At 73.7% G+C, this 18,578-nt stretch carries 22 protein-coding genes and 2 pseudogenes; 16 read left to right on the top strand and 8 right to left on the bottom strand.

Annotation, left to right across the window (positions count from 1 at the left end; genetic code table 11):
- Window positions 1-6 precede the first annotated feature (6 nt).
- Window positions 7-309, bottom strand: coding sequence for an urease subunit gamma (locus AMK24_RS21375; RefSeq protein ID WP_073770429.1), 303 nt, complete (start codon window positions 307-309; stop codon window positions 7-9).
- 137 nt (window positions 310-446) lie between these two features.
- A pseudogene (locus AMK24_RS21370) lies at window positions 447-677 on the bottom strand (TetR/AcrR family transcriptional regulator); the annotation flags it as partial.
- 5 nt (window positions 678-682) lie between these two features.
- On the opposite strand from AMK24_RS21370, the pseudogene AMK24_RS21365 reads away from it, so the two are divergent.
- Window positions 683-934, top strand: a pseudogene (locus tag AMK24_RS21365) (ABC transporter permease); the annotation flags it as partial.
- A gap of 98 nt (window positions 935-1,032) precedes the next feature.
- Here AMK24_RS21365 and AMK24_RS21360 read toward each other — a convergent pair.
- On the bottom strand, window positions 1,033-1,320 hold the full coding sequence (locus tag AMK24_RS21360; RefSeq protein WP_073770573.1) for a type II toxin-antitoxin system Phd/YefM family antitoxin: 288 nt from the start codon (window positions 1,318-1,320) through the stop codon (window positions 1,033-1,035).
- A 112-nt stretch (window positions 1,321-1,432) separates the two neighbouring features.
- Between AMK24_RS21360 and AMK24_RS21355 the strand changes: the two genes are divergently transcribed.
- From AMK24_RS21355 to AMK24_RS21345, 3 genes are all read left to right on the top strand, one after another.
- Window positions 1,433-2,056: an ATP-dependent Clp protease proteolytic subunit gene (locus AMK24_RS21355; protein ID WP_073770428.1), complete on the top strand. Its 624-nt coding sequence runs from the start codon at window positions 1,433-1,435 to the stop codon at window positions 2,054-2,056.
- Between the two features lie 37 nt (window positions 2,057-2,093).
- Window positions 2,094-2,399, top strand: coding sequence for a hypothetical protein (locus AMK24_RS21350; protein WP_073770427.1), 306 nt, complete (start codon window positions 2,094-2,096; stop codon window positions 2,397-2,399).
- Between the two features lie 608 nt (window positions 2,400-3,007).
- Window positions 3,008-3,478, top strand: coding sequence for a C40 family peptidase (locus tag AMK24_RS21345; protein ID WP_073770426.1), 471 nt, complete (start codon window positions 3,008-3,010; stop codon window positions 3,476-3,478).
- A 120-nt stretch (window positions 3,479-3,598) separates the two neighbouring features.
- Here AMK24_RS21345 and AMK24_RS21340 read toward each other — a convergent pair whose 3' ends face one another.
- Window positions 3,599-4,243: a LysE family translocator gene (locus AMK24_RS21340; RefSeq protein ID WP_073770425.1), complete on the bottom strand. Its 645-nt coding sequence runs from the start codon at window positions 4,241-4,243 to the stop codon at window positions 3,599-3,601.
- A 73-nt stretch (window positions 4,244-4,316) separates the two neighbouring features.
- On the opposite strand from AMK24_RS21340, the gene AMK24_RS21335 reads away from it, so the two are divergent.
- On the top strand, window positions 4,317-5,240 hold the full coding sequence (locus tag AMK24_RS21335) for a LysR family transcriptional regulator (RefSeq protein WP_073770424.1): 924 nt from the start codon (window positions 4,317-4,319) through the stop codon (window positions 5,238-5,240).
- A 3-nt stretch (window positions 5,241-5,243) separates the two neighbouring features.
- On the opposite strand, the gene AMK24_RS21330 is transcribed toward AMK24_RS21335, so the two are convergent.
- Entirely contained in the window at window positions 5,244-5,684 is a 441-nt protein-coding gene (locus AMK24_RS21330; RefSeq protein ID WP_073770423.1) for an ATP-binding protein, read from the bottom strand.
- Window positions 5,685-5,918: 234 nt separating this feature from the next.
- On the opposite strand from AMK24_RS21330, the gene AMK24_RS21325 reads away from it, so the two are divergent.
- A complete protein-coding gene (locus AMK24_RS21325; RefSeq protein WP_073770422.1) occupies window positions 5,919-6,773 on the top strand; it encodes a helix-turn-helix domain-containing protein in 855 nt (284 codons plus the stop codon).
- Between the two features lie 9 nt (window positions 6,774-6,782).
- A complete protein-coding gene (locus AMK24_RS21320) occupies window positions 6,783-7,043 on the top strand; it encodes a DUF397 domain-containing protein (RefSeq protein WP_073770421.1) in 261 nt (86 codons plus the stop codon).
- On the opposite strand, the gene AMK24_RS21315 is transcribed toward AMK24_RS21320, so the two are convergent.
- Window positions 7,036-8,196, bottom strand: a complete 1,161-nt coding sequence (locus AMK24_RS21315) for an 8-amino-7-oxononanoate synthase (protein ID WP_073770420.1) — start codon at window positions 8,194-8,196, stop codon at window positions 7,036-7,038. The genes AMK24_RS21320 and AMK24_RS21315 overlap by 8 nt on opposite strands.
- Window positions 8,197-8,509: 313 nt before the next feature.
- On the opposite strand from AMK24_RS21315, the gene bioB reads away from it, so the two are divergent.
- The 4 genes from bioB (at window position 8,510) to AMK24_RS21295 (ending at window position 12,642) form a co-directional block, all read left to right on the top strand.
- Window positions 8,510-9,763, top strand: a complete 1,254-nt coding sequence (gene bioB, locus AMK24_RS21310; protein WP_073770419.1) for a biotin synthase BioB — start codon at window positions 8,510-8,512, stop codon at window positions 9,761-9,763.
- Window positions 9,756-11,099: an adenosylmethionine--8-amino-7-oxononanoate transaminase gene (locus AMK24_RS21305; protein WP_073770418.1), complete on the top strand. Its 1,344-nt coding sequence runs from the start codon at window positions 9,756-9,758 to the stop codon at window positions 11,097-11,099. Before bioB ends, AMK24_RS21305 begins: the two co-directional genes overlap by 8 nt.
- Window positions 11,100-11,105: 6 nt before the next feature.
- The gene (gene bioD, locus AMK24_RS21300; protein WP_073770417.1) at window positions 11,106-11,804 is read left to right on the top strand and encodes a dethiobiotin synthase; all 699 of its coding nucleotides are present in this window, start codon (window positions 11,106-11,108) and stop codon (window positions 11,802-11,804) included.
- Between the two features lie 160 nt (window positions 11,805-11,964).
- On the top strand, window positions 11,965-12,642 hold the full coding sequence (locus AMK24_RS21295; protein WP_073770416.1) for a class I SAM-dependent methyltransferase: 678 nt from the start codon (window positions 11,965-11,967) through the stop codon (window positions 12,640-12,642).
- A gap of 69 nt (window positions 12,643-12,711) precedes the next feature.
- On the opposite strand, the gene AMK24_RS21290 is transcribed toward AMK24_RS21295, so the two are convergent.
- Both AMK24_RS21290 and AMK24_RS21285 read right to left on the bottom strand, forming a co-directional pair.
- Window positions 12,712-13,083, bottom strand: coding sequence for a fic family toxin-antitoxin system, toxin component (locus tag AMK24_RS21290; RefSeq protein WP_073770415.1), 372 nt, complete (start codon window positions 13,081-13,083; stop codon window positions 12,712-12,714).
- The gene (locus AMK24_RS21285; protein ID WP_073770414.1) at window positions 13,080-13,307 is read right to left on the bottom strand and encodes an antitoxin; all 228 of its coding nucleotides are present in this window, start codon (window positions 13,305-13,307) and stop codon (window positions 13,080-13,082) included. Before AMK24_RS21285 ends, AMK24_RS21290 begins: the two co-directional genes overlap by 4 nt.
- Before the next feature lie 142 nt (window positions 13,308-13,449).
- On the opposite strand from AMK24_RS21285, the gene AMK24_RS21280 reads away from it, so the two are divergent.
- From AMK24_RS21280 to AMK24_RS21260, 5 genes are all read left to right on the top strand, one after another.
- Window positions 13,450-14,331 carry an LLM class F420-dependent oxidoreductase gene (locus AMK24_RS21280; RefSeq protein WP_073770413.1) on the top strand — a complete coding sequence of 294 codons (882 nt, stop codon included), beginning with the start codon at window positions 13,450-13,452 and terminating at the stop codon, window positions 14,329-14,331.
- A gap of 120 nt (window positions 14,332-14,451) precedes the next feature.
- Window positions 14,452-14,922, top strand: a complete 471-nt coding sequence (locus AMK24_RS21275; RefSeq protein ID WP_073770412.1) for a GNAT family N-acetyltransferase — start codon at window positions 14,452-14,454, stop codon at window positions 14,920-14,922.
- A gap of 250 nt (window positions 14,923-15,172) precedes the next feature.
- Window positions 15,173-16,510 (top strand): hemolysin family protein, encoded by a 1,338-nt coding sequence (locus AMK24_RS21270; RefSeq protein ID WP_073770411.1) that lies wholly within the window; start codon window positions 15,173-15,175, stop codon window positions 16,508-16,510.
- Complete coding sequence (locus AMK24_RS21265; protein ID WP_073770410.1) at window positions 16,507-17,526, top strand: hemolysin family protein; 1,020 nt, start codon at window positions 16,507-16,509, stop codon at window positions 17,524-17,526. The genes AMK24_RS21270 and AMK24_RS21265 overlap by 4 nt, the downstream gene beginning before the upstream one ends.
- Window positions 17,527-17,603: 77 nt before the next feature.
- On the top strand, window positions 17,604-18,473 hold the full coding sequence (locus AMK24_RS21260) for an SGNH/GDSL hydrolase family protein (protein WP_073770409.1): 870 nt from the start codon (window positions 17,604-17,606) through the stop codon (window positions 18,471-18,473).
- Window positions 18,474-18,578: the final 105 nt, after the last annotated feature.

Here is an 18,578-nt window from a genome sequence, read left to right as displayed (position 1 = left end):
TCCCCGTCAGACGATCGGGTCGTGGACGGTGACGAGTTTCGTGCCGTCCGGGAAGGTGGCCTCCACCTGGACGTCGTGGAGCATCTCGGGGATGCCCTCCATGACATCGTCGCGGGTGAGCAACGTCCGTCCCGAAGCCATGAGTTCGCTGACGGTGCGGCCGTCCCGGGCGCCTTCCAGCAGGTGGGCGGTGATGAGCGCGACGGCCTCGGGGTGGTTGAGCCGCAGCCCGCGTGCGCGGCGCTTCTCGGCCACGTCGGCGGCCACATGGATGAGCAGTCGTTCCTGCTCGTGCGGGGTCAGTTGCACGCTTCCACCTCATCGTCTTCCGTCCGGCACCGGCTCCGGACGCAGCGGAAACCTACCCCCGTTCAACAATCCGTTGAAGGTGAAGTGGCCGCCCGGGCCCAGGCATTGCACGTTAGGGCGGAAGTTTTTCCGGCGTGTTAACCGGTCTTTTGCGTCTTCATGGCCATCAGCCCGCGCAGCCCTCCCTCCGGCGCCTCCGGCCGCACGTCCCCGAAGAGCGCCTCCTGCACGATGAACCCCTGCGCCGTCGCGATCATCGTGCGCGCCACATGGTCGCCCGGGACGCCGCCCGCCAGGGTTCCGGCGGCCCGGTAGGCGTCCGCCAGCTCCGCCCGGAGTCCGCGCATGGCGGCGTACCCCTCCTCCAACCGATAGCGCGCCCGAGCTGCTGCCGGAGCCCGTGGGGGCGATCGGTCAATGGCTTCCGCCGGGCGCGGGCGGTTCGCTGCTGCGCTCGGTCGGCTTCTTCGGCGGCAGCGCGGCGGCCGGCGCCGTCCTCACGCTCTCGCTCCGGTCGGCCCTCGGTCTGGCGGCCGTACTGGCCGCCCGGCGGGCGCCCGCCACCACCGGACCGGCCGGCCCCCGTCCCGTCGGCCCCGCCGGGGAGCCGGCCCTGACCGGCTGAGCCCCGGATGCCCGCCATCGCAGCCGGGCGCCCCCTGAAGGGGGCGCCCGGCTGCGGGCCGTCGCGGGGCGGCCGGGGCCGGAAGCGGGGCCGGGTCGTCAGCCGTCGCGGTCGCCGCCCCGGGGGCGGTGCTCGGCAGCGATGCCGAAACTGCGCCGTTCGCCCTGAGCAGAGCGCGCGGAAGCGATCGAGGAGACCGAACTGATCACCTGCTCCTCGGCCGCGGCCTCCTCTTCCTCAAGTCGTTGCAGCTCAGCGGCGGACACCAGCGCGACGAGCGGCTTGCCGTGCCGCGTCACGACGACGCGCTCGCCGCCGTAGACGACGCGGTTGATCAGTTCGGCTAGCTCCGCCCGGGCTTGCGTCACCGGAATCTCGTAGGCCATAGTCCCCATCATAACCTTCTGTACGTCCTGTACATTTTTTACGGACGGACGAACGGCTGATCCGCACCGGGGCCGCCACGCCCCGGTGCGCACCCAGGAGAAAGGCACCTCCATGATCCGCTCCACCGTCGGTCACGCCCCTGCGGCCCGCTACGTACTGCCGGAGTTCACCGAGCGCACCGCGACCGGCACCCGCACGCTGGACCCCTACTCCAAGCTGCTGTCCGAGCGGATCGTCTTCCTCGGAACCCCGGTGGACGACACCGCCGCCGGCGACCTCATCGCCCAGCTCATGTATCTGGAGCACGCCGATCCGGACCGGCCCGTGTCGCTCTACATCAACTCCCCGGGCGGCACCTTCGGCGCCATGGCCGCGGTCTACGACACGATGCGGTTCCTGGCCTGCGAGGTCGAGACCTTCTGCCTCGGCCAGGCGGGCTCCTACGCCGCAGCCCTGCTGGCGGCCGGATCGCCGGGCCACCGACATGCGCTGCCCGGTGCGCGGGTAGTCATCCAGCAGCCCGCGCTGGAGGAGCCGATGCGGGGCCAGCCGTCCGACCTGGAGATCCACGCGCGCGAACTGGTGCGCACCCGCGACATGTTCGCCGCCATGCTGGTCCGGCACACCGGCCGGACCCCGGAGCGGATCACCGCCGACATCGAGCGCGACACCATCCTCGACGCCCAGGCCGCCCTCGCCTACGGGCTGGTCGACCACGTCGTGGAGAACCGCTGACGTCCCCGCCCGCCCCACGCCACGAGGTGAACCGCCGATGGAGCCACCCGCGTTCCCGCCCCTGCCCGCCCTGACCCGCGCCGAGGGCGAGTTCGTCGACTGCTATCTGGCCGTGCTGGATCAGGTGGGGCGGATCAACCCGGCCCACGGCGGCGACACCTACGGCGCACTGCGCGCCGCCCAGGCCCTGGCCTCCGGGGCGGCCGCGCTGCGCGACGCGCTGGCGCTGATGCACGAGCGCGGTGAGTCGCGTCTCCACGCGGCCACTCTGGCCCGGGCCCTGCGCGTCCTGGACGGGGAGCGCCGGGCAGGACGGGTCGCGGTGCCGCCGCCCGCGAACTGAGCGGCGCCGCACGCCGGGTTCGGGGACCACGGGCGGAGCGCGGCACGGGAGCGGGACCGGTCGCGCGGTACAGAAAGGGGCGGGAGCGCCTTACGGGAGCGGACCGGTCGCCGCGCCGTACGACACGCCCGATCCGGCACCCTGTTTTCCTCGCTCGTTCGGCGTAGGAGATCACTCGTGCGAGCGACGGCTCAACTTGCGTTCCGCACACCGTCCGTACTCGAAATATGCCCTTTCGCCGCTGGTGCGCGGGTGTGCGCCGAGCCCCTCGGCGGGCGCGAAACCGGCCTGTCCACTCGAATGGATCAGCCGTGAGGAGACTCACAAATCGCCGTTTCCGCTCGGAAATCCGGCACGGAGTGCGTCAAGATCCCTGGGACGACAAGCCCCCGCCACCGCGGCGGGGCGGTCCGGGCGGACGCCGAGTCCTGCCGCCGCCCGGATGACTGGTCGACAGAAAGTGGATCGGCAGGAGTGGAGGACCCGAGCACAACGGGCCGACCGGGAGACCGGGAAGCCCTCGGGGTGAAGCCGCGACGCGGCCGGGCAACTTCGCCAGCCCGAACCCGACAGGTCATCCTTCACAGGCGGCTGACGAAGGGTTGCGCATGCCCGCGCAGGTTCATGTCCCGTCTCTGTTCGCCCGGGTCGGCACGGCCTCGGCACTCACCCTGGCCGTGACGTCCACGATGCTGGCGCCCGGCCTGGTGAGCGACGCCGAAGCGGCCACCCACTCGACGAAGGCCCTGAAGGTCGCCGCGTCGAAGAAGGGGTCCCCCTACAAGTACGGCGCGGCCGGCCCCCACCGCTTCGACTGCTCGGGGCTGACGGTCTACTCGTTCAAGAAGGCGGGGAAGAAGCTTCCCCGCACGGCACAGCAGCAATACAACAAGACCCGCCATATCGCGAAGTCGCAGCGCAAACGCGGCGACCTCGTCTTCTTCCATTCGGGGCGCAGCGTCTACCACGTGGGCATCTACGCCGGGGCCGGGAAGATCTGGCACTCCCCCAAATCGGGAGACGTGGTGCGACTGGCGAAAATCTGGTCCAAGAGCGTCTGGTACGGACGGGTCCGCTGATCCACCGGCCGGACGCTCTCTCCTTGCGGGACGCAGGAGCGCTCCCCCACGGACGTCACGGGCGGCCCCGCACCGCCGCGGGCCGCCCGGACCGCCCCCTTCCGCACCGGGGACGGCTCCTCAGCGCAGCAGCGGGCCGGTCACCAGGGCCAGTCCCAGCCCGGTGAGCGCCACTCCGCTGCCGCCCTCGATGGCGCGGGCGGTACGCGGTCGGCGCAGCCACCGGCCCAGCCGGTCCACGAGCAGGGCGACGGCCGGGAACCAGATCAGCGCCAGCACCACCACGACGGCCGCCAGAAGCAGGGTCCGGGGCAGCGGCGGCTGCCCGTGGGGCACGAACTGGGGCAGCAGGCTGAGGAAGAGGACCGGGGCCTTCGGGTTGAGCGCGTTGGTCAGGAACCCCTGACGCAGCGCGCGTCCGAACTCCCGGGGCGCGGGCCGCCGCGGGCCGTCCTCCGGCGCCTCCCGCTCCGGACCGCTCCGCCGGAGCGTCGCGTACAAGGCGCTGATCCCGAGGTGAAGCACGTACGCCCCGCCGAGCAGCTGGACGGTGCGGAAGAGGGCCGGCAGGGCCACCAGCACGGCGGCGAGTCCCGCGACCGCGAGCGCCGTGTGCACCAGCAGCCCGCCGGCGACGCCGAGCGCGGTGGCCAGGCCGGCGGCGCGGGAGGCCAGGGCGTTGCGTACGACGACGGTGAAATCGGCGCCGGGCAGGGCGACCATGCCGGCGGCGACCCCCGTGAAGGCGATCAGTTGTGCGTCCATGGGGTCCACCTTGGACCTGCGGAGCCTTTAGCGTGTACTTGCAATCTCCTGGGTCTGGCTGAAGGAACTCTTTATGTACGATCCGACGCGCCTCACCGCGCTCGTGGCGGTCGCGGAGGCCGGATCGATCACCCGGGCCGCCGCCCGCCTGGGCTACACCGCCCCCGCGCTCTCCCAGCAGCTGGCCAAGCTGGAGAGGGAGGCCGGGGCCGCCCTGCTGGTACGCCATCACCGCGGCGCCCGGCTGACGGCCGCGGGCGAACTGCTGGCGGGCCGGGCCCGGCGGGTCCTGGACGAACTGGACCAGGCGCGCCACGAGCTGGCGCGGCTGGCCGGGCTCTCGGGCGGCCGGCTGCGGGTGGGGACGTTCACGACGGCGGGCGTCCATCTGCTCCCCCCGGTCCTGAGCGCGTTCCGGCGGGCCCATCCGGAGGTCGAGCTGGCGGTCGCCGACCACGAACCGCCCGGCGGGATCTCCGCGGTGGCCGCGGGTGACGTGGACCTCGCCCTGACCCATGCCTACGAACCGGGGGGCGCCGCCCCTCCCCCGGCGGGTGTGGTCGTCGAGCCCCTGCTGGTCGAGGAGCTGGTACTGGTCACCTCGGTGGGCCACCGGCTCGCCGAGGGCGCCGGACGGCTGCCGGTCGCGGAGCTGGCGGGACGGCCGCTGATCAGCAGCGCGCCCACGCATCCGCCTCGGCGGGGGGTGGAGAACGCGCTCGCCGAGGCCGGGGCGACCCCGGCGGTGGTCTGCGAATCGCCGGGGTACGCCCTGGTGTGCGCGCTGGTCAGCGCGGGGCTCGGGGTGGCGGTGGTGCCGGAGATGGTCGCCTCGATGGCGCCGGCCCCGCTGTCGGTACGGCGGCTGGAGCCCGCGTCGTTCCGCCGGACCATCTCGGTCGTGCACCGGGGCGAGAGGTCGAGTGCCGCGGCGGCCACGCTGCTCGCGCTGTTGCGCAGTGGTTTCGGCCGCGGGGGCACGGCCCCCGCGGGCTGAGCATCAGCGGGGCGCGCCCTGGAGCGGAACGGCCCAGGGGAGGGCCAGCCAGACCGTCTTGCCCCCCTCGGCGGTCGGGGTCACCCGGAGCCGCCCGCCGCACTCCTTCGCCAGCGACCGGATGATGGCCATGCCCCGGCCGTTGTCCTGCCGTACGGCGGCGGGCAGGCGCTGGGGCCACCGGGGGTGACTGTCCGTGACACCGACGTACAGCTCCTCGTCGCGCACGAGGCGCAGGTCCACGGTGAAGGTGGGCGACTGGCCGAAGGTGTGCTGCACCGCGTTGGTGGCCAGCTCCGAGACGATCAGGCGGACGGTGTCGGCGAACTCGGCATCGTCGGGCAGGCCCCATTCGGACAAGGTCCTGGCCACATGTCTGCGGGCGGACGAGACCGAGGCCGGATCGCTCGGCAGCGTGACGGTTGCTTCCTGATGGTCTGCCATGGCGACGCCGTCCCTTTCCCGCTCCGGACGACCGACGGCCGACCGGGATGGTGCTTCGCGCCAGACTGCCATCGATGAAGCTCCCTGTAACGGCGTTCGACCAAGATATGCATATATCTGTCGCTCGAAGCGGTGAATTCGGGACCGGTGCGGTGGGGGCGGGCGGCACACTGACGTCTCCGCGGGCGGGCTCCGGCGACGGACCGGCCCTTTCCCACAGAGAAGGAGACCGCCATGCTGCACGGCCCCGCCGTCCGGCGGCGCAAGCTCGGCGAGGAGCTGCGGAGTCTGCGTCACGCCGCCGGGCTGACCAGCCGGGAGGCGGCACGGCTGCTCGGCTGGCACCAGTCGAAGGTGAGCCGCATCGAGACGGGTGCGAGCGGGGTGACGCCCTTCGACGTATCGCGGCTGCTGGACGCCTACGCGGTGCGCGACACCCGGCTGCGTTCGCTGCTGGAAGTCCTCGCGGGGTCGGCGGGGGGCGGCGGTTCGGGCTGGTGGCACGCCTACCGGGGGCTGATCCCGCCGCAGTACCGCGACTTCATCAGCCTGGAGTCGCAGGCCAGTACGGTCCGGACGCTGGAGACGTCGGTCGTGCCGGGGCTCCTCCAGACCGCCGGGTACGCGCGGGCGGTGACCCGCGCCTCGCTGGACGGTTTACCGGAGGAGCGGCTCGACTCACTGGTCGAGGTGCGGCTGACCCGGCAGCGGGTGTTGCGTACGAACCCTCCGCTGCGGTTCACCGCGGTGCTGGACGAGGCGGTGCTCCACCGCGAGGTGGGCGGGCCGGAGGTGATGCGGGACCAGGTGCGGCATCTCGCCCGGATGTCACAACTGCCGCATGTTCAACTGCAGTTGCTGCCGTTCTCGGTCGGAGGGTACGTCGGGCTCACCGGGCCTTTCGTTATCTTCTCCTTTCCGAACATTTCTGATCTGGACGTGGTTGTTCTTGACCACTTGACGAGTAGCCTCTATCTGGAGCGGAAAGAAGACCTCGACGCGTACAGTTCGGCCTTCCGCACCTTGCAGGCGCACGCGCTGTCGCCGGAACGCTCGCTGGACCTCATCACCGGGATCGGACGCAGCTAAGGGGCCGCCATGCCAGACCGTCTCGCACCGTCCGCCGCGTCACCGTCACCGCCGACGTCCGCCGTGCCGCACGCCCCGCGCTGGCGGCGCAGCAGCCGCTCGACCGGGATGAACAACTGCGTGGAGACCGCCCTGCTGGGCGGCGCGGCCCTGGCCGTGCGCGATTCCAAGGACGTGGACCGGCCGCCGCTGCGCTTCTCGGCGGCGGCCTGGAACACGTTCCTGGATGGCCTCGGCCCGCACGGAGCCGGGCCGCGGCGCTTCAGCTGACCGGAGCGTCCGCCTGCCGCGGAGCGGTGGCGACGATCGTGGCCACCGCGGCCGCGATCTGCTCCTCGGTCAGGTCGGCCCGGGCCGTGAGCCGCAGGCGGGAGACGCCGTCCGGGACCGACGGCGGGCGGAAGCAGCCCACCGCCGTCCCGGCCGCCCGGCAGTCGGCCGCCCAGCGCACCGCCGCCTCCGCCGAGGGGGCGCGAACCGCGACGACGGCCGCGTCGGGCCGGACCGCCCGCAGCCCGGCGGCGGTGAGCCGCGAGTACAGCGCGGCGGCCGCCTCCCGGGCGCGGCCCGCCCGTTCGGGCTCCCGGCGCAGCACCGCGAGCGCGCCGAGCGCGCCGCCGGCCGCCGCCGGGGCGAGCCCGGTGTCGAAGATGAACGGACGGGCGGTGTTGACGAGGTGGTCGACGACCCGGGCCGGCCCCAGGACCGCGCCGCCCTGGCTGCCCAGGGACTTGGAGAGGGTGAGCGTGGCCACGACCCCGCCGCCGCCGGCCAGCCCGGCCGCGGCGGGCGCGCCGCGACCGCCGTCGCCCAGGACGCCGAGCCCGTGGGCGTCGTCCACCAGCAGGGCGGCGTTCGCGGCTCGGCAGACCTCGGCCAGCGCGGCGAGGGGCGCCGCGTCGCCGTCGACGGAGAAGACCGAGTCCGTGACGGCGAGCGCCCGCCCGTCGTGCGCCCCGAGCGCCTTCGCGACCGCGTCCGGGTCGGCGTGGGGGACGACGGCGGTCTCGGCCCGGGAGAGCCGGCAGCCGTCCACGATGGAGGCGTGGTTGCCCGCGTCGGAGACGATGAGCGAGCCGCGCCCGCACAGCGCGGTCAACGCGGCGAGGTTGGCCGCGTACCCGGAGGAGAGCACGAGGGCCGCCTCGAAGCCGCAGAACGCGGCGAGTTCGTGTTCGAGTTCGGCGTGCAGGGCGGTGGAGCCGGTGACCAGCCGGGACCCGGTGGCCCCCGCCCCCCAGCGGCGGGCGGCTTCGGCCGCCGCCCCGGTGACCTCCGGGTGCCGGGCGAGGCCCAGGTAGTCGTTGCTCGCGAGGTCCAGCGGCTCCGGCTCCGCGCCGCGTGGCCGCAGGGTGCGGACGAGTCCGGCGGCGGCCCGGCCTCGGGCCTCGGCGTCGATCCAGTCGAACGGGGCGTAGGACATGGGGCGGTCCCTCGGGTAGGCGGGTCTCGGCGGGGCGGCTGCGAGCGGTCGGTCCGGTGGGCACGGCCGTGCGCACGGCCCGGTGTGCGCGGCCCGTGCGCACGGGCCGGTGCGGACGGCCCCGCCACGGGCGGCCCCGCGGGGCCGGGCCCGGTGCGGAGGGTCCGGTGCGAACGGTCCGTTTGTAGGCAGCCCACAGACCCTAGCGGGGCGCGCAGCAGGTCAGGGTGTGGCCATACACACACCCTCGCCCGGGTCTCCTGTCCGGTTCCTCCTTGGCCGGAGGCGGTGCCGTACGTCAGGATCAGCTTCCATGGACCTGCTGAACACGCTGGTGGACAAAGGGCTGCGGCGCGAACTGCCGACCCGTGGAGAAGCGCTCGCCGTGCTGGCGACCTCCGACGACGAACTGCTCGACGTGGTGGCCGCCGCCGGGAAGGTGCGCCGTCAGTGGTTCGGACGACGCGTCAAACTCAACTATCTGGTCAACCTCAAGTCGGGGCTCTGCCCCGAGGACTGCTCGTACTGCTCGCAGCGGCTGGGTTCGAAGGCCGGAATCCTCAAGTACACCTGGCTGAAGCCGGAGGAGGCGTCCAGGGCCGCCGCCGCCGGGGTGGCGGGCGGCGCGAAGCGCGTCTGCCTGGTGGCGAGCGGGCGCGGCCCCACCGACCGGGACGTGGACCGGGTCACCAGGACCATCGAGGCGATCAAGGAGGAGAACGAGGGCGTCGAGGTGTGCGCCTGCCTCGGTCTGCTCGCGGAGGGACAGGCCGACCGGCTGCGTTCGGCGGGCGCCGACGCGTACAACCACAACCTCAACACGTCCGAGGGGACGTATGGGGCGATCACCACCACGCATACCTACGCGGACCGGGTGGAGACCGTACGCCAGGCCCAGGGCGCGGGCCTCTCGGCGTGTTCCGGGCTGATCGCCGGGATGGGCGAGAGCGACGAGGACCTGGTCGACGTGGTGTACGCGCTGCGCGACCTGGACCCGGACTCGGTGCCGGTCAACTTCCTGATCCCGTTCGAGGGAACCCCGCTCGCCAAGGAGTGGAACCTCACCCCGCAGCGCTGCCTGCGCATCCTGGCGATGGTCCGCTTCGTCTGCCCCGACGTCGAGGTGCGGCTCGCGGGCGGCCGAGAGGTGCACCTGCGCTCGATGCAGCCGCTGGCGCTCCACCTCGTCAACTCCATCTTCCTGGGCGACTACCTCACGAGCGAGGGCCAGGCCGGCCAGGCCGACCTGGACATGATCGCGGACGCCGGTTTCGAGGTGGAGGGAGCGGGCACGACGACGCTGCCGCGCCACCGGACCGACGCCCCGGCCGGCTGCGGCACGCAGCCCGCGGGCTGCGGCTCGCACGCGGACTCCGGAGCCGCCGGGGGCTGCGGGCCCTGCGGCGGCCACGGGGACCGGGAGCCGGCGACCGCCGAGGCCGCAGAGCCCGCGCCGGGCACGGGCGCGGACGGCGCGACGCGCGGCGAGGACAACGGGGTGGCGCGTACGGATCTGGTGGCGGTGCGCCGACGCGGTGCGGGAACGGATCTCGCCCCCAATGCCTGAACCGTACGCCCCCGCGCTCCCCCGGACCGCCGCCCCGAAGCCGTACGCCCCCGACGAGCTGCGGGCGCTGGACCGCGCCCATGTGTGGCACCCGTACGGCCCGATGCCGGGCCGCCAGGAGCCGCTGATCGTGGAGTCGGCCTCCGGGGTACGGCTCCGGCTCGCCGAACCCGTCGAGGGGCGGCGCGAATTGGTGGACGGCATGTCCTCCTGGTGGTCGGCGGTGCACGGCTACAACCACCCGGTCCTCAACGAGGCCGCACGCGGCCAGCTGGACCGGATGAGCCATGTGATGTTCGGCGGGCTCACCCACGAGCCCGCCGTCCGGCTGGCGGTCCGGCTGGTGGAGATCACCCCCGAACCGCTCCAGCACGTCTTCCTCGCCGACTCGGGCTCCGTCTCCGTCGAGGTCGCGGTCAAGATGTGCCTGCAGTACTGGCGTTCGGCCGGTCGTCCGGCCAAGCAGCGGCTGCTGACCTGGCGCGGGGGCTACCACGGGGACACCTGGCAGCCGATGTCGGTGTGCGACCCGGAGGGCGGGATGCACGAGCTGTGGTCGGGCTCCCTGCCCCGGCAGGTCTTCGCGGACGCCCCGCCGGACGGCTTCGACGCGGAACCGGACCCCGCGTACACGGCCCACCTGCGGGAGCTGATCGCCGCGCACGCCGAGGAGTTGGCGGCGGTCGTCGTGGAGCCGGTGGTGCAGGGGGCCGGAGGGATGCGGTTCCACTCCCCCGGCTATCTGCGGGTGCTGCGCGAGGCGTGCGACGAGTACGGCGTGCTGCTGGTGCTCGACGAGATCGCGACCGGTTTCGGCCGTACCGGCACGTTGTTCGCCTCCGGGCACGCCGGGATCGCGCCCGACGTCATGTGTGTGGGCAAGGCGCTGACCGGCGGTTATCTCACGATGGCGGCGACACTGTGCACCACGCGGGTGGCGGAGGGCATCTCCGACGGCGCGGTGCCGGTGCTGGCGCACGGCCCGACGTTCATGGGCAACCCCCTGGCCGCCTCGGTGGCCTCGGCCTCCGTGGACCTGCTCCTGGGGCAGGACTGGGAGGGCGAGGTGGCCCGGATCGGGGCGGGCCTGCGCGCCGGGCTCGCGCCCGTCGCGGAGACCGCCGGGGTGGTGGACGTCCGCGTCCTGGGGGCGATCGGGGTCGTCCAGCTCGACCACGAGGTGGACATGGCGGCGGCGACCCGCGCCGCCGTGCGCGAGGGCGTGTGGCTGCGGCCGTTCCGCGACCTCGTCTACACGATGCCGCCGTACGTCACGGACGACGAGGACGTGGCGCGGATCTGCCGGGCCGTGGGCGCCGCGGCGCGGGAGGGCTGAAGCGGTATGCCGATGATTCTGGTGGTCTCCGGCACGGGTACGGAGATCGGCAAGACCGTGGTGACCGCCGCTGTGGCGGCCGCGGCGGGCAGCCGCCGGGTCGCGGTGCTCAAACCCGCGCAGACCGGGCTCGCCGCCGGGGAGCCGGGCGACGCGGCCGAGGTCGCGCGCCTGGCGGGAAGCCGGGTGACGGCGGTCGAACTGGCCCGGTTCCCGGAGCCGTTGGCCCCCGCCACGGCCGCCCGGCGGGCGGGGCTCGCCCCCGTGCGGCCGGTCGAGGTGGCCGAGGCGGCCCGGAAGCTGGCCACCGAGCACGATCTCGTGCTGGTGGAGGGCGCGGGCGGGTTGCTCGTACGGTTCGACGACGAGGGCGGCACCCTCGCGGACGCGGCCCGGCTGCTGTCCGCGCCGGTGCTGGTGGTGGCCCCCGCCGGCCTGGGCACGCTGAACGCCACCGCGCTGACGGCCGAGGCGCTGCGGGCCCGGGGGCTGGAGTGCCGGGGCGTCGTCATCGGCAGCATGCCGGCGAAGCCGGACCTCGCGGCCCGGTGCAACATCGAGGACCTGCCGGTGGCGGCGGGCGCGCCCCTGCTCGGCGCGGTGCCGGCGGGGGCGGGCGCGCTGCCGGGCGCCGACTTCGCGGCGCGCGCGCCGGGGTGGCTCGCTCCGGCGCTGGGCGGGACCTGGGCGCCGCCCCGGTACTGAGCACCCGGCCCCCGTACCGGCCCCGCGCTTCCGTAGCGGGGCCCGCGCTTCCGCACCCGGGCGTACGCCTGCGTACCGGCCCCGCGAGGGCTACCGGGAAGCCGCGGGGGGAAGGAGAATCGTCGAAGAGCAGCACGTCCACTCCTCACGGAGGTCCGCCATGCAGCTGCGCAACGGGAAGCTCCCCCGGGACGCCGTGCACCATCCGCTCTTCGCCCGGTTCTACGCCCGGTTCAGCGTGGCCGCCGATCTGAAGGGCGGCGTCGCCGCCTACCGCGAGGAGCTGCTGTCGGGGCTTTCCGGCCGGGTCATCGAGATCGGCGCGGGGAACGGGCTGAACTTCGCCCACTACCCCGGCGCCGTCTCCGAGGTCGTGGCGCTGGAGCCGGAACGCTCGCTGCGGCAGCTCGCCGTCCGCGCCGCCCTGCGGGCCGAGGTACCGGTGGACGTGGTGCCGGGCGCGGCGGAGGCGATCCCGACGAAGAGCGAGGGTTACGACGCCGCCGTCGCGTCCCTGGTGCTGTGCACCGTGCGGGATCTGCCCCGGGCGCTCGCCGAGATCCGGCGCGTCCTGCGGCCGGGTGGCGAACTGCGGTTCTTCGAGCACGGGGCGGCCCCCGGCCGGGCGCTGGCCACGGTGCAACGGGCGGCCGACCGGACGCTGTGGCCGGTGCTCTTCGGCGGCTGCCACACGGCGCGCGACCCGCTGGCCGCGATCGAGGCGGCGGGCTTCGAACTGGGCACGTACCGCAGGCTGCGGATTCCGGAGAAGGGCCCGCAGACGCCGTCGTCGCCGTGCGTCCTGGGGGTGGCCCGGAAGCCGTTCACCGAGGGGTGATCCGGGCCCGGGGCCTTCGCGCCGGTGACGGCACGGGCCCCCGCCCTCACCGGACCGGCGCGCGCCCTCTCAGACGCTCCACTGCCGCAGCTCGTCGGCGATGGCCCGGACGTCGGCCTTGCCCTGCTTGACCAGCAGCGCCAGATCACGGACCTGCTCGGGCGAGGTGACGACCTTGAGCCCGGAGGCGACGAGATAGCCGTACGCGACGGCCGAGGCGAACATCGCGTTGGAGTGTTCGAGGGCGGGCACGTGCAGCAGCAACTGCAACAGGGCGGCCGCCCGCGCGTGCGGGTCGGTGTAGACGGCGCTGCCGAAGATCTCCGCGTCGTGCCGGGCCACGGCGGCGACGAGCGCGCCCCAGTCGAGAACCTGCGGATCCCCGGGCGTCTTGTGCTCGGCCACCATCAGCAGCCAGGAGAGGTCGATCCGGAGGTTCAACGGGCGCCTTCGCGCTCCGGGCCGAACTCCTCGGCGAACACCGACTCGTACTGCTTCATGAAATCGGCCGCGGCCTCGACGAACGTGTGGCCCACCTCACCCGCGTCCTGCTGGACGAGCTCCTCTATGTAGCGGTTCACGCTCACCCCCCTCTGCAGCGCGCGCCGACGCGCCGCCTCGGCGGTGGCCTCGTCCACTCGAACGTTCAGCTGAGTCTTGGGCACCCTCCCACGCTAGCGCGGGCGCGCTAGCACCGGCAAGAGGGCGGAAGGGGACCAAGACACGTGTTCGCCGGACAACGGACCACCTTCTCGGCAGAGTGGGTGGCTGTAGCACTTAGTCCGTTCCTCTCCCACGGAGGCACCCATGACCAGGCCGTTCCGCTTCGGCGTCAACCTGATGGCCCCCACCGACGGGGCGGGGTGGCGAGCCCGCTGCCGCCGGGCGGAGCAGCTCGGCTACGACGTGATCCTGGTCCCGGACCACCTGGACATGCCCGCCCCCTTCCCCTCCCTGGTCGCCGCGGCCGAGGCCACCGAGCGGCCCCGCGTCGGCACCTTCGTCCTGAACGCGGGGTTCTGGAACCCGACGCTCCTCGCCCGCGAGACGGCCGGCACGGACGCGCTCACCTCGGGCCGTCTGGAGCTGGGCATCGGCGCCGGATACGTCCGCGCGGAACACGAGCGGGCGGACATCCCGTTCCTGACGCCCGGCGGACGCGTGGACCACCTGCGCCGCACGGTGCAGGAGCTGGACCGGGCACTGCGCGACGAGGCGTACCTGCCCGCGCCCGTGCAGCGGCCCCGCGTCCCGCTGCTCATCGGCGGCAACGGGGACCGGGTGCTGCGGCTGGCCGCCGAGTACGCCGACACCGTGGCCTTCACGGGCGCGGCGGCCGGCAAGGACGGGGCCCTCTCGGCCCTGACCGCCGACCAGCTCGAAGCGCGGGTCGACGCCTACCGGGGGTTCGCCGCACGGCGGGAGAGCCCGGCGGAGCTGAACCTGCTGCTCCAGCTGGTGGCGGTCACCGGCGACCGGCGGTCGGCCGCCCGGCCGCTCCTGGAGCACATGCCCCATCTGAGCGAGGACGAGGTGCTGGAGCTGCCGATCGTCGCGGTCGGCACCGTGCGCCGGATCGCCGAGCAGCTGCGGGAGCAGCGCGAGCGGTTCGGGTTCTCGTACCTGACCGTCCTGGAACCGGCGATGGAGGCCTTCGCACCGGTGCTGGAGGAACTGGCGGGCACCTGACGGGACCGGGCCCGGCCGCCCCGGAACCCCGTCCGGGTCCTGGACCAGGGCTGCCCGGCCCGGCTCCGGGGCGACCGCATCGTGGAATACGGTCGATGCCGTACCGGGGCGGGTGGTGGGATGGCCGCCATGAACGATCTTTCGACAACCGTACGATGCGCGACCGCGGCCGACCTGGACGAGGTCCTGGCGTTCTGGAGGACGGCCGCCGAAGGCACCGGCATCAGCGACGACGGCGAGGGGATCGCCCGCTTGGTGGAGCGGGATCCGGAGGCGCTGCTGCTCGCCGAACGGGACGGGGAGCTGGTGGGGACGGTCATCGCGGGCTTCGACGGCTGGCGGTGCCACCTCTACCGGTTCGCCGTCCATCCCGGCCGGCGGCGTGAGGGCGTGGGCAGCGCCCTTCTCGCGGCGGCGGAGGAACGGTTCACCGCTCTGGGCGGGCGGCGCGCCGACGCCATGGTCCTCGACCGCAACGCCCTGGCCCACCACGCCTGGCGCGCGGCGGGCTACGGGCCCGAACCGCAGTGGAGCCGCTGGGTGAAGCCCCTGGCGGACCGATGGGGGGCGCCCTCCGCGCCGACGCGGTGACGACGGCCGGCCCCTCGGGCACGCGGTGAGGGCGGTCGGGGACGCGGTGAGGGCGGTTGGCCCGCGCGGACGCGGTAGGACGGGGCTGCGCCGGGCAGACGGCCTACGATGACATGCCCCTTTGCCCCTCCCCTGCCGAAAGGTGTGAACGTCCGTCCATGGGCGAGCCTCCCAGCAGCCGATTCCCCCGACGCCGCCGACACCGCGCGGCCCCCGTGCCCCTGCCCGATCATGGGACGGAGGTGAACCGATGATCGAAGTGCTTCTGCTGCTCATCGCCCTGCTGCTCTGCGTCGCCTGCGGCGCGTTCGTCGCGGCGGAGTTCTCGCTGACCACGGTGGAGCGCAGCGAACTGGAACGGGCCGTCGAGCAGGGCGACCGGGGTGCTTCGAGCGCGCTCAAAGCCGTCCGCGGCCTCACCTTCCAGCTCTCGGGGGCCCAGCTCGGCATCACCGTCACCAACCTGGTGATCGGCATGCTCTCCGAACCGTCCATCGCCGCGCTGATCCGCGGCCCCGTCGAGGCGGCGGGGCTGCCCCCCGCCGCGGCGTCCACCCTGGCGCTCGTCATCGGTACGGGGCTGTCCACCGTGGTCCTGATGGTCGTCGGCGAGCTGGTCCCGAAGAACTGGGCGATCTCCTCCCCGCTGGCCGTGGCCAAGGCGGTGGCCACCCCGCAGCGGGTGTTCACCGCCGTGTTCCGCCCCTTCATCAGCCACCTCAACAACACCGCCAACCGGATCGTGCGCCGCTTCGGCCTGGAGCCGACCGAGGAGCTGGCCTCCGCCCGCAGCCCGCAGGAGCTGGTGGCGCTGGCCCGGCACTCGGCGAAGGAGGGGGCGCTGGAGGCGGACACCGCCGAGTTGTTCGTCCGTACGCTGAACCTCTCGGAGCTGACCGCGGAGAACGTGATGACACCGCGCGTCCAGGTGACCGCGCTCGACGTGCACGCCACGGCCGAGGACGTCGCCAACGCCACCCGGGCGACCGGTCTGTCCCGCTTCCCCGTCTACCGGGGCAGCCTGGACTCCGTGGTCGGGGTGGCCCACATCAAGGACGTCCTGGCGATCCCCGCCGACCGCCGCCCCCGCACCCGCGTCTCGGAACTGCTGCGCGAGCCCCTGCTCGTGCCGGAGACGCTGACCGTGGACAAGCTGCTGGACCGGTTGTCCGGCAAGCTCGCCATGGCCGTGGTGATCGACGAGTACGGCGGTACGGCCGGGGTCGCGACGCTGGAGGACATCGTGGAGGAAGTCGTCGGCGAGGTCCGCGACGAGCACGATCCGCACGAGACGCCCGACCTCGCCGCCGCCGGCGAGGACGCGGACGGCCGTACTCTGTGGTCGGCCGACGGAGCGGCGCGCACCGACCAGCTCCGGCGGATCGGGCTGCGGGTGCCGGACGGGCCCTACGAGACCCTCGCGGGGCTGGTCGCCGCGGAGCTGGGCCGGATCCCCACGGCGGAGGACAGCGTCGAGCTGGAGGGGTGGCGGATCGACGTGGTGGACGCCTCGGGCCGCCGGGCGGCGCGGGCTCTGCTGCACGCCCCGGCGCCGGGGCCCGACGAGGGAACGGAGGACGGACGGTGATCGTTCTCCAGCTCTTCATCGGCCTGCTCACGCTGGTCGCCAACGCCTTCTTCGTCGGCGCGGAGTTCGCCCTGATCTCGGTGCGCCGCAGTCAGATCGAGCCGGAGGCCGAGGCCGGCGACCGGCGGGCCCGCAGTGTCATCTGGGGCCTGGAGCACGTCTCCGCGCTGCTCGCCGCCGCCCAGCTCGGCATCACGCTCTGCACCCTGGTGCTCGGCATCGTCGCCGAACCGGCCATCGCCCATCTGCTGGAGCCGGTCTTCGACGCGGTCGGCGTGCCGCACGGGCTGGTGCACCCGCTGTCGTTCGTCATCGCGCTCAGCGTGGCGACCTATCTGCACATGCTGCTGGGCGAGATGGTCCCCAAGAACATCGCCCTGGCGGAACCCGCGCGCAGCGCCCTGCTGCTGGGCCCGCCCCTGGTGGCGATGGCCCGTGCCCTGCGGCCCGTGATCTTCACCGTCAACGCGTTCGCCAACGCCCTGCTCAAGCTGTTGCGGGTGGAGACGAAGGACGAGGTGTCCGCGACGTTCTCGGACGACGAGCTGGCCCGGATGGTGCAGGACGCCGGGGACGCCGGACTGGTCGACGACCGCTCGGCGCAGCGCCTCCACCACGCCCTGGAGCTGGGGCGCCGGCCGGTGCGGGACGTGGTGATGCCGGTCGACCGGGTGCTGTACGCCAAGGTCGGCACGACTCCGGAGGAGCTGGAGCGGCTGTCGTCCGAGTCCGGGTTCTCCCGCTTCCCGGTGATGGACCGCGAGCAGCGCATCCTCGGCTACCTCCACGTGAAGGACGCCCTGGACGCGGTGCCCCGCGACGTCCCCTTCCCGGTGTCGGCGATGCGGCCGATCGCCCGCGTACGGGCGGCGACCCCGCTGGACGACGTGCTGACCGCGCTGCGCCGCAGCCGGACCCACCTGGCGGCCGTGCTCGACGAGGACGGGCGGCTGGCCGGCATGGTCACGATGGAGGACGTGCTGCGCGAACTCGTCGGGCGGCCCGGATCCCGCTGACCCCCTCCCCGGCTCCTTCGGCCCGTTCCGGCTCTCGCCGGGCGGGCCGAAGGGGTGAGAGGTAGGATCTCCGGGCCATGAAACCGAATGCCTCATACACCAGTCTCGTCGCGGTCGGCGACTCGTTCACCGAGGGCATGTCGGACCTGCTCCCCGACGGCACGTACCGGGGCTGGGCCGACGTCCTCGCCTCCCGGCTGGCGGCCCGGTCCCCCGGTTTCCGGTACGCGAACCTCGCCGTGCGCGGAAAGCTCATCGGCCAGATCGTGGACGACCAGGTGGAGGCGGCGGCCGCCCTGCGGCCCGATGTGGTCACGCTCGTCGGCGGGCTCAACGACACGCTCCGCCCGAAGTGCGACATGGCCATGGTCAGGGGGCGGCTCGAAGAGGCCGTGGAGCGTCTCGCGCCCTCCTGCGAACAGCTGGTGCTGATGCGCAGCCCCGGGCGCAGCGGACCGGTGTTCGACCGGTTCCGTCCCCGGATCGAGGCGTTGTTCGCCCTGATCGACGACCTGGCCGGGCAGCACGGGGCCGTCGTGGTGGACCTCTACTCCGCGCCCTCGCTCGCCGACCCCCGGATGTGGGACGTCGACCGGCTGCACCTCACCGCCGAAGGGCACCGGCGGGTCGCCGAGGCCGTCTGGCAGGCCCTGGGGCTGCCGGCCGAGCTGGACTGGCGGGCGCCGATGCCCCCCGGCTCACCGCCGCGCTGGGCAACCCGGCGCACCGAGGACATCCGCTTCGCCCGTCAGCACCTGGCTCCCTGGATCGCGCGGCGGCTCACCGGCCGCTCCTCCGGTGACGGACGCCGGGGCGCGCAGGTCGACGCCGCGACGGGCCGGGCCTTCTGGATCACGCCCGCGGACCCGGAGAACCCGGGCCCGGTGACGGGATGGCGGCGCGCCCTCTCCCCCGACGCCGCGGTGGGCGCCGGGGAGAGCGACTGAGCCGGGCGCCGGTCCGCCGCCCCTCGCCGCGCCCCCTCCCCCGCCTTCGTAGCAAGCCACAACCCGGGGCGCGGCGTCGGCCTGCACGAACCGCCAGTAGAATCC

It is taken from the genome of Streptomyces sp. CB02366 (genome assembly GCF_001905905.1).
Taxonomy (GTDB): Bacteria; Actinomycetota; Actinomycetes; order Streptomycetales; family Streptomycetaceae; genus Streptomyces.
The sequence above is the reverse complement of the archived record's forward strand: the minus strand, read 5'-3'. Positions and strand labels throughout refer to the sequence as shown.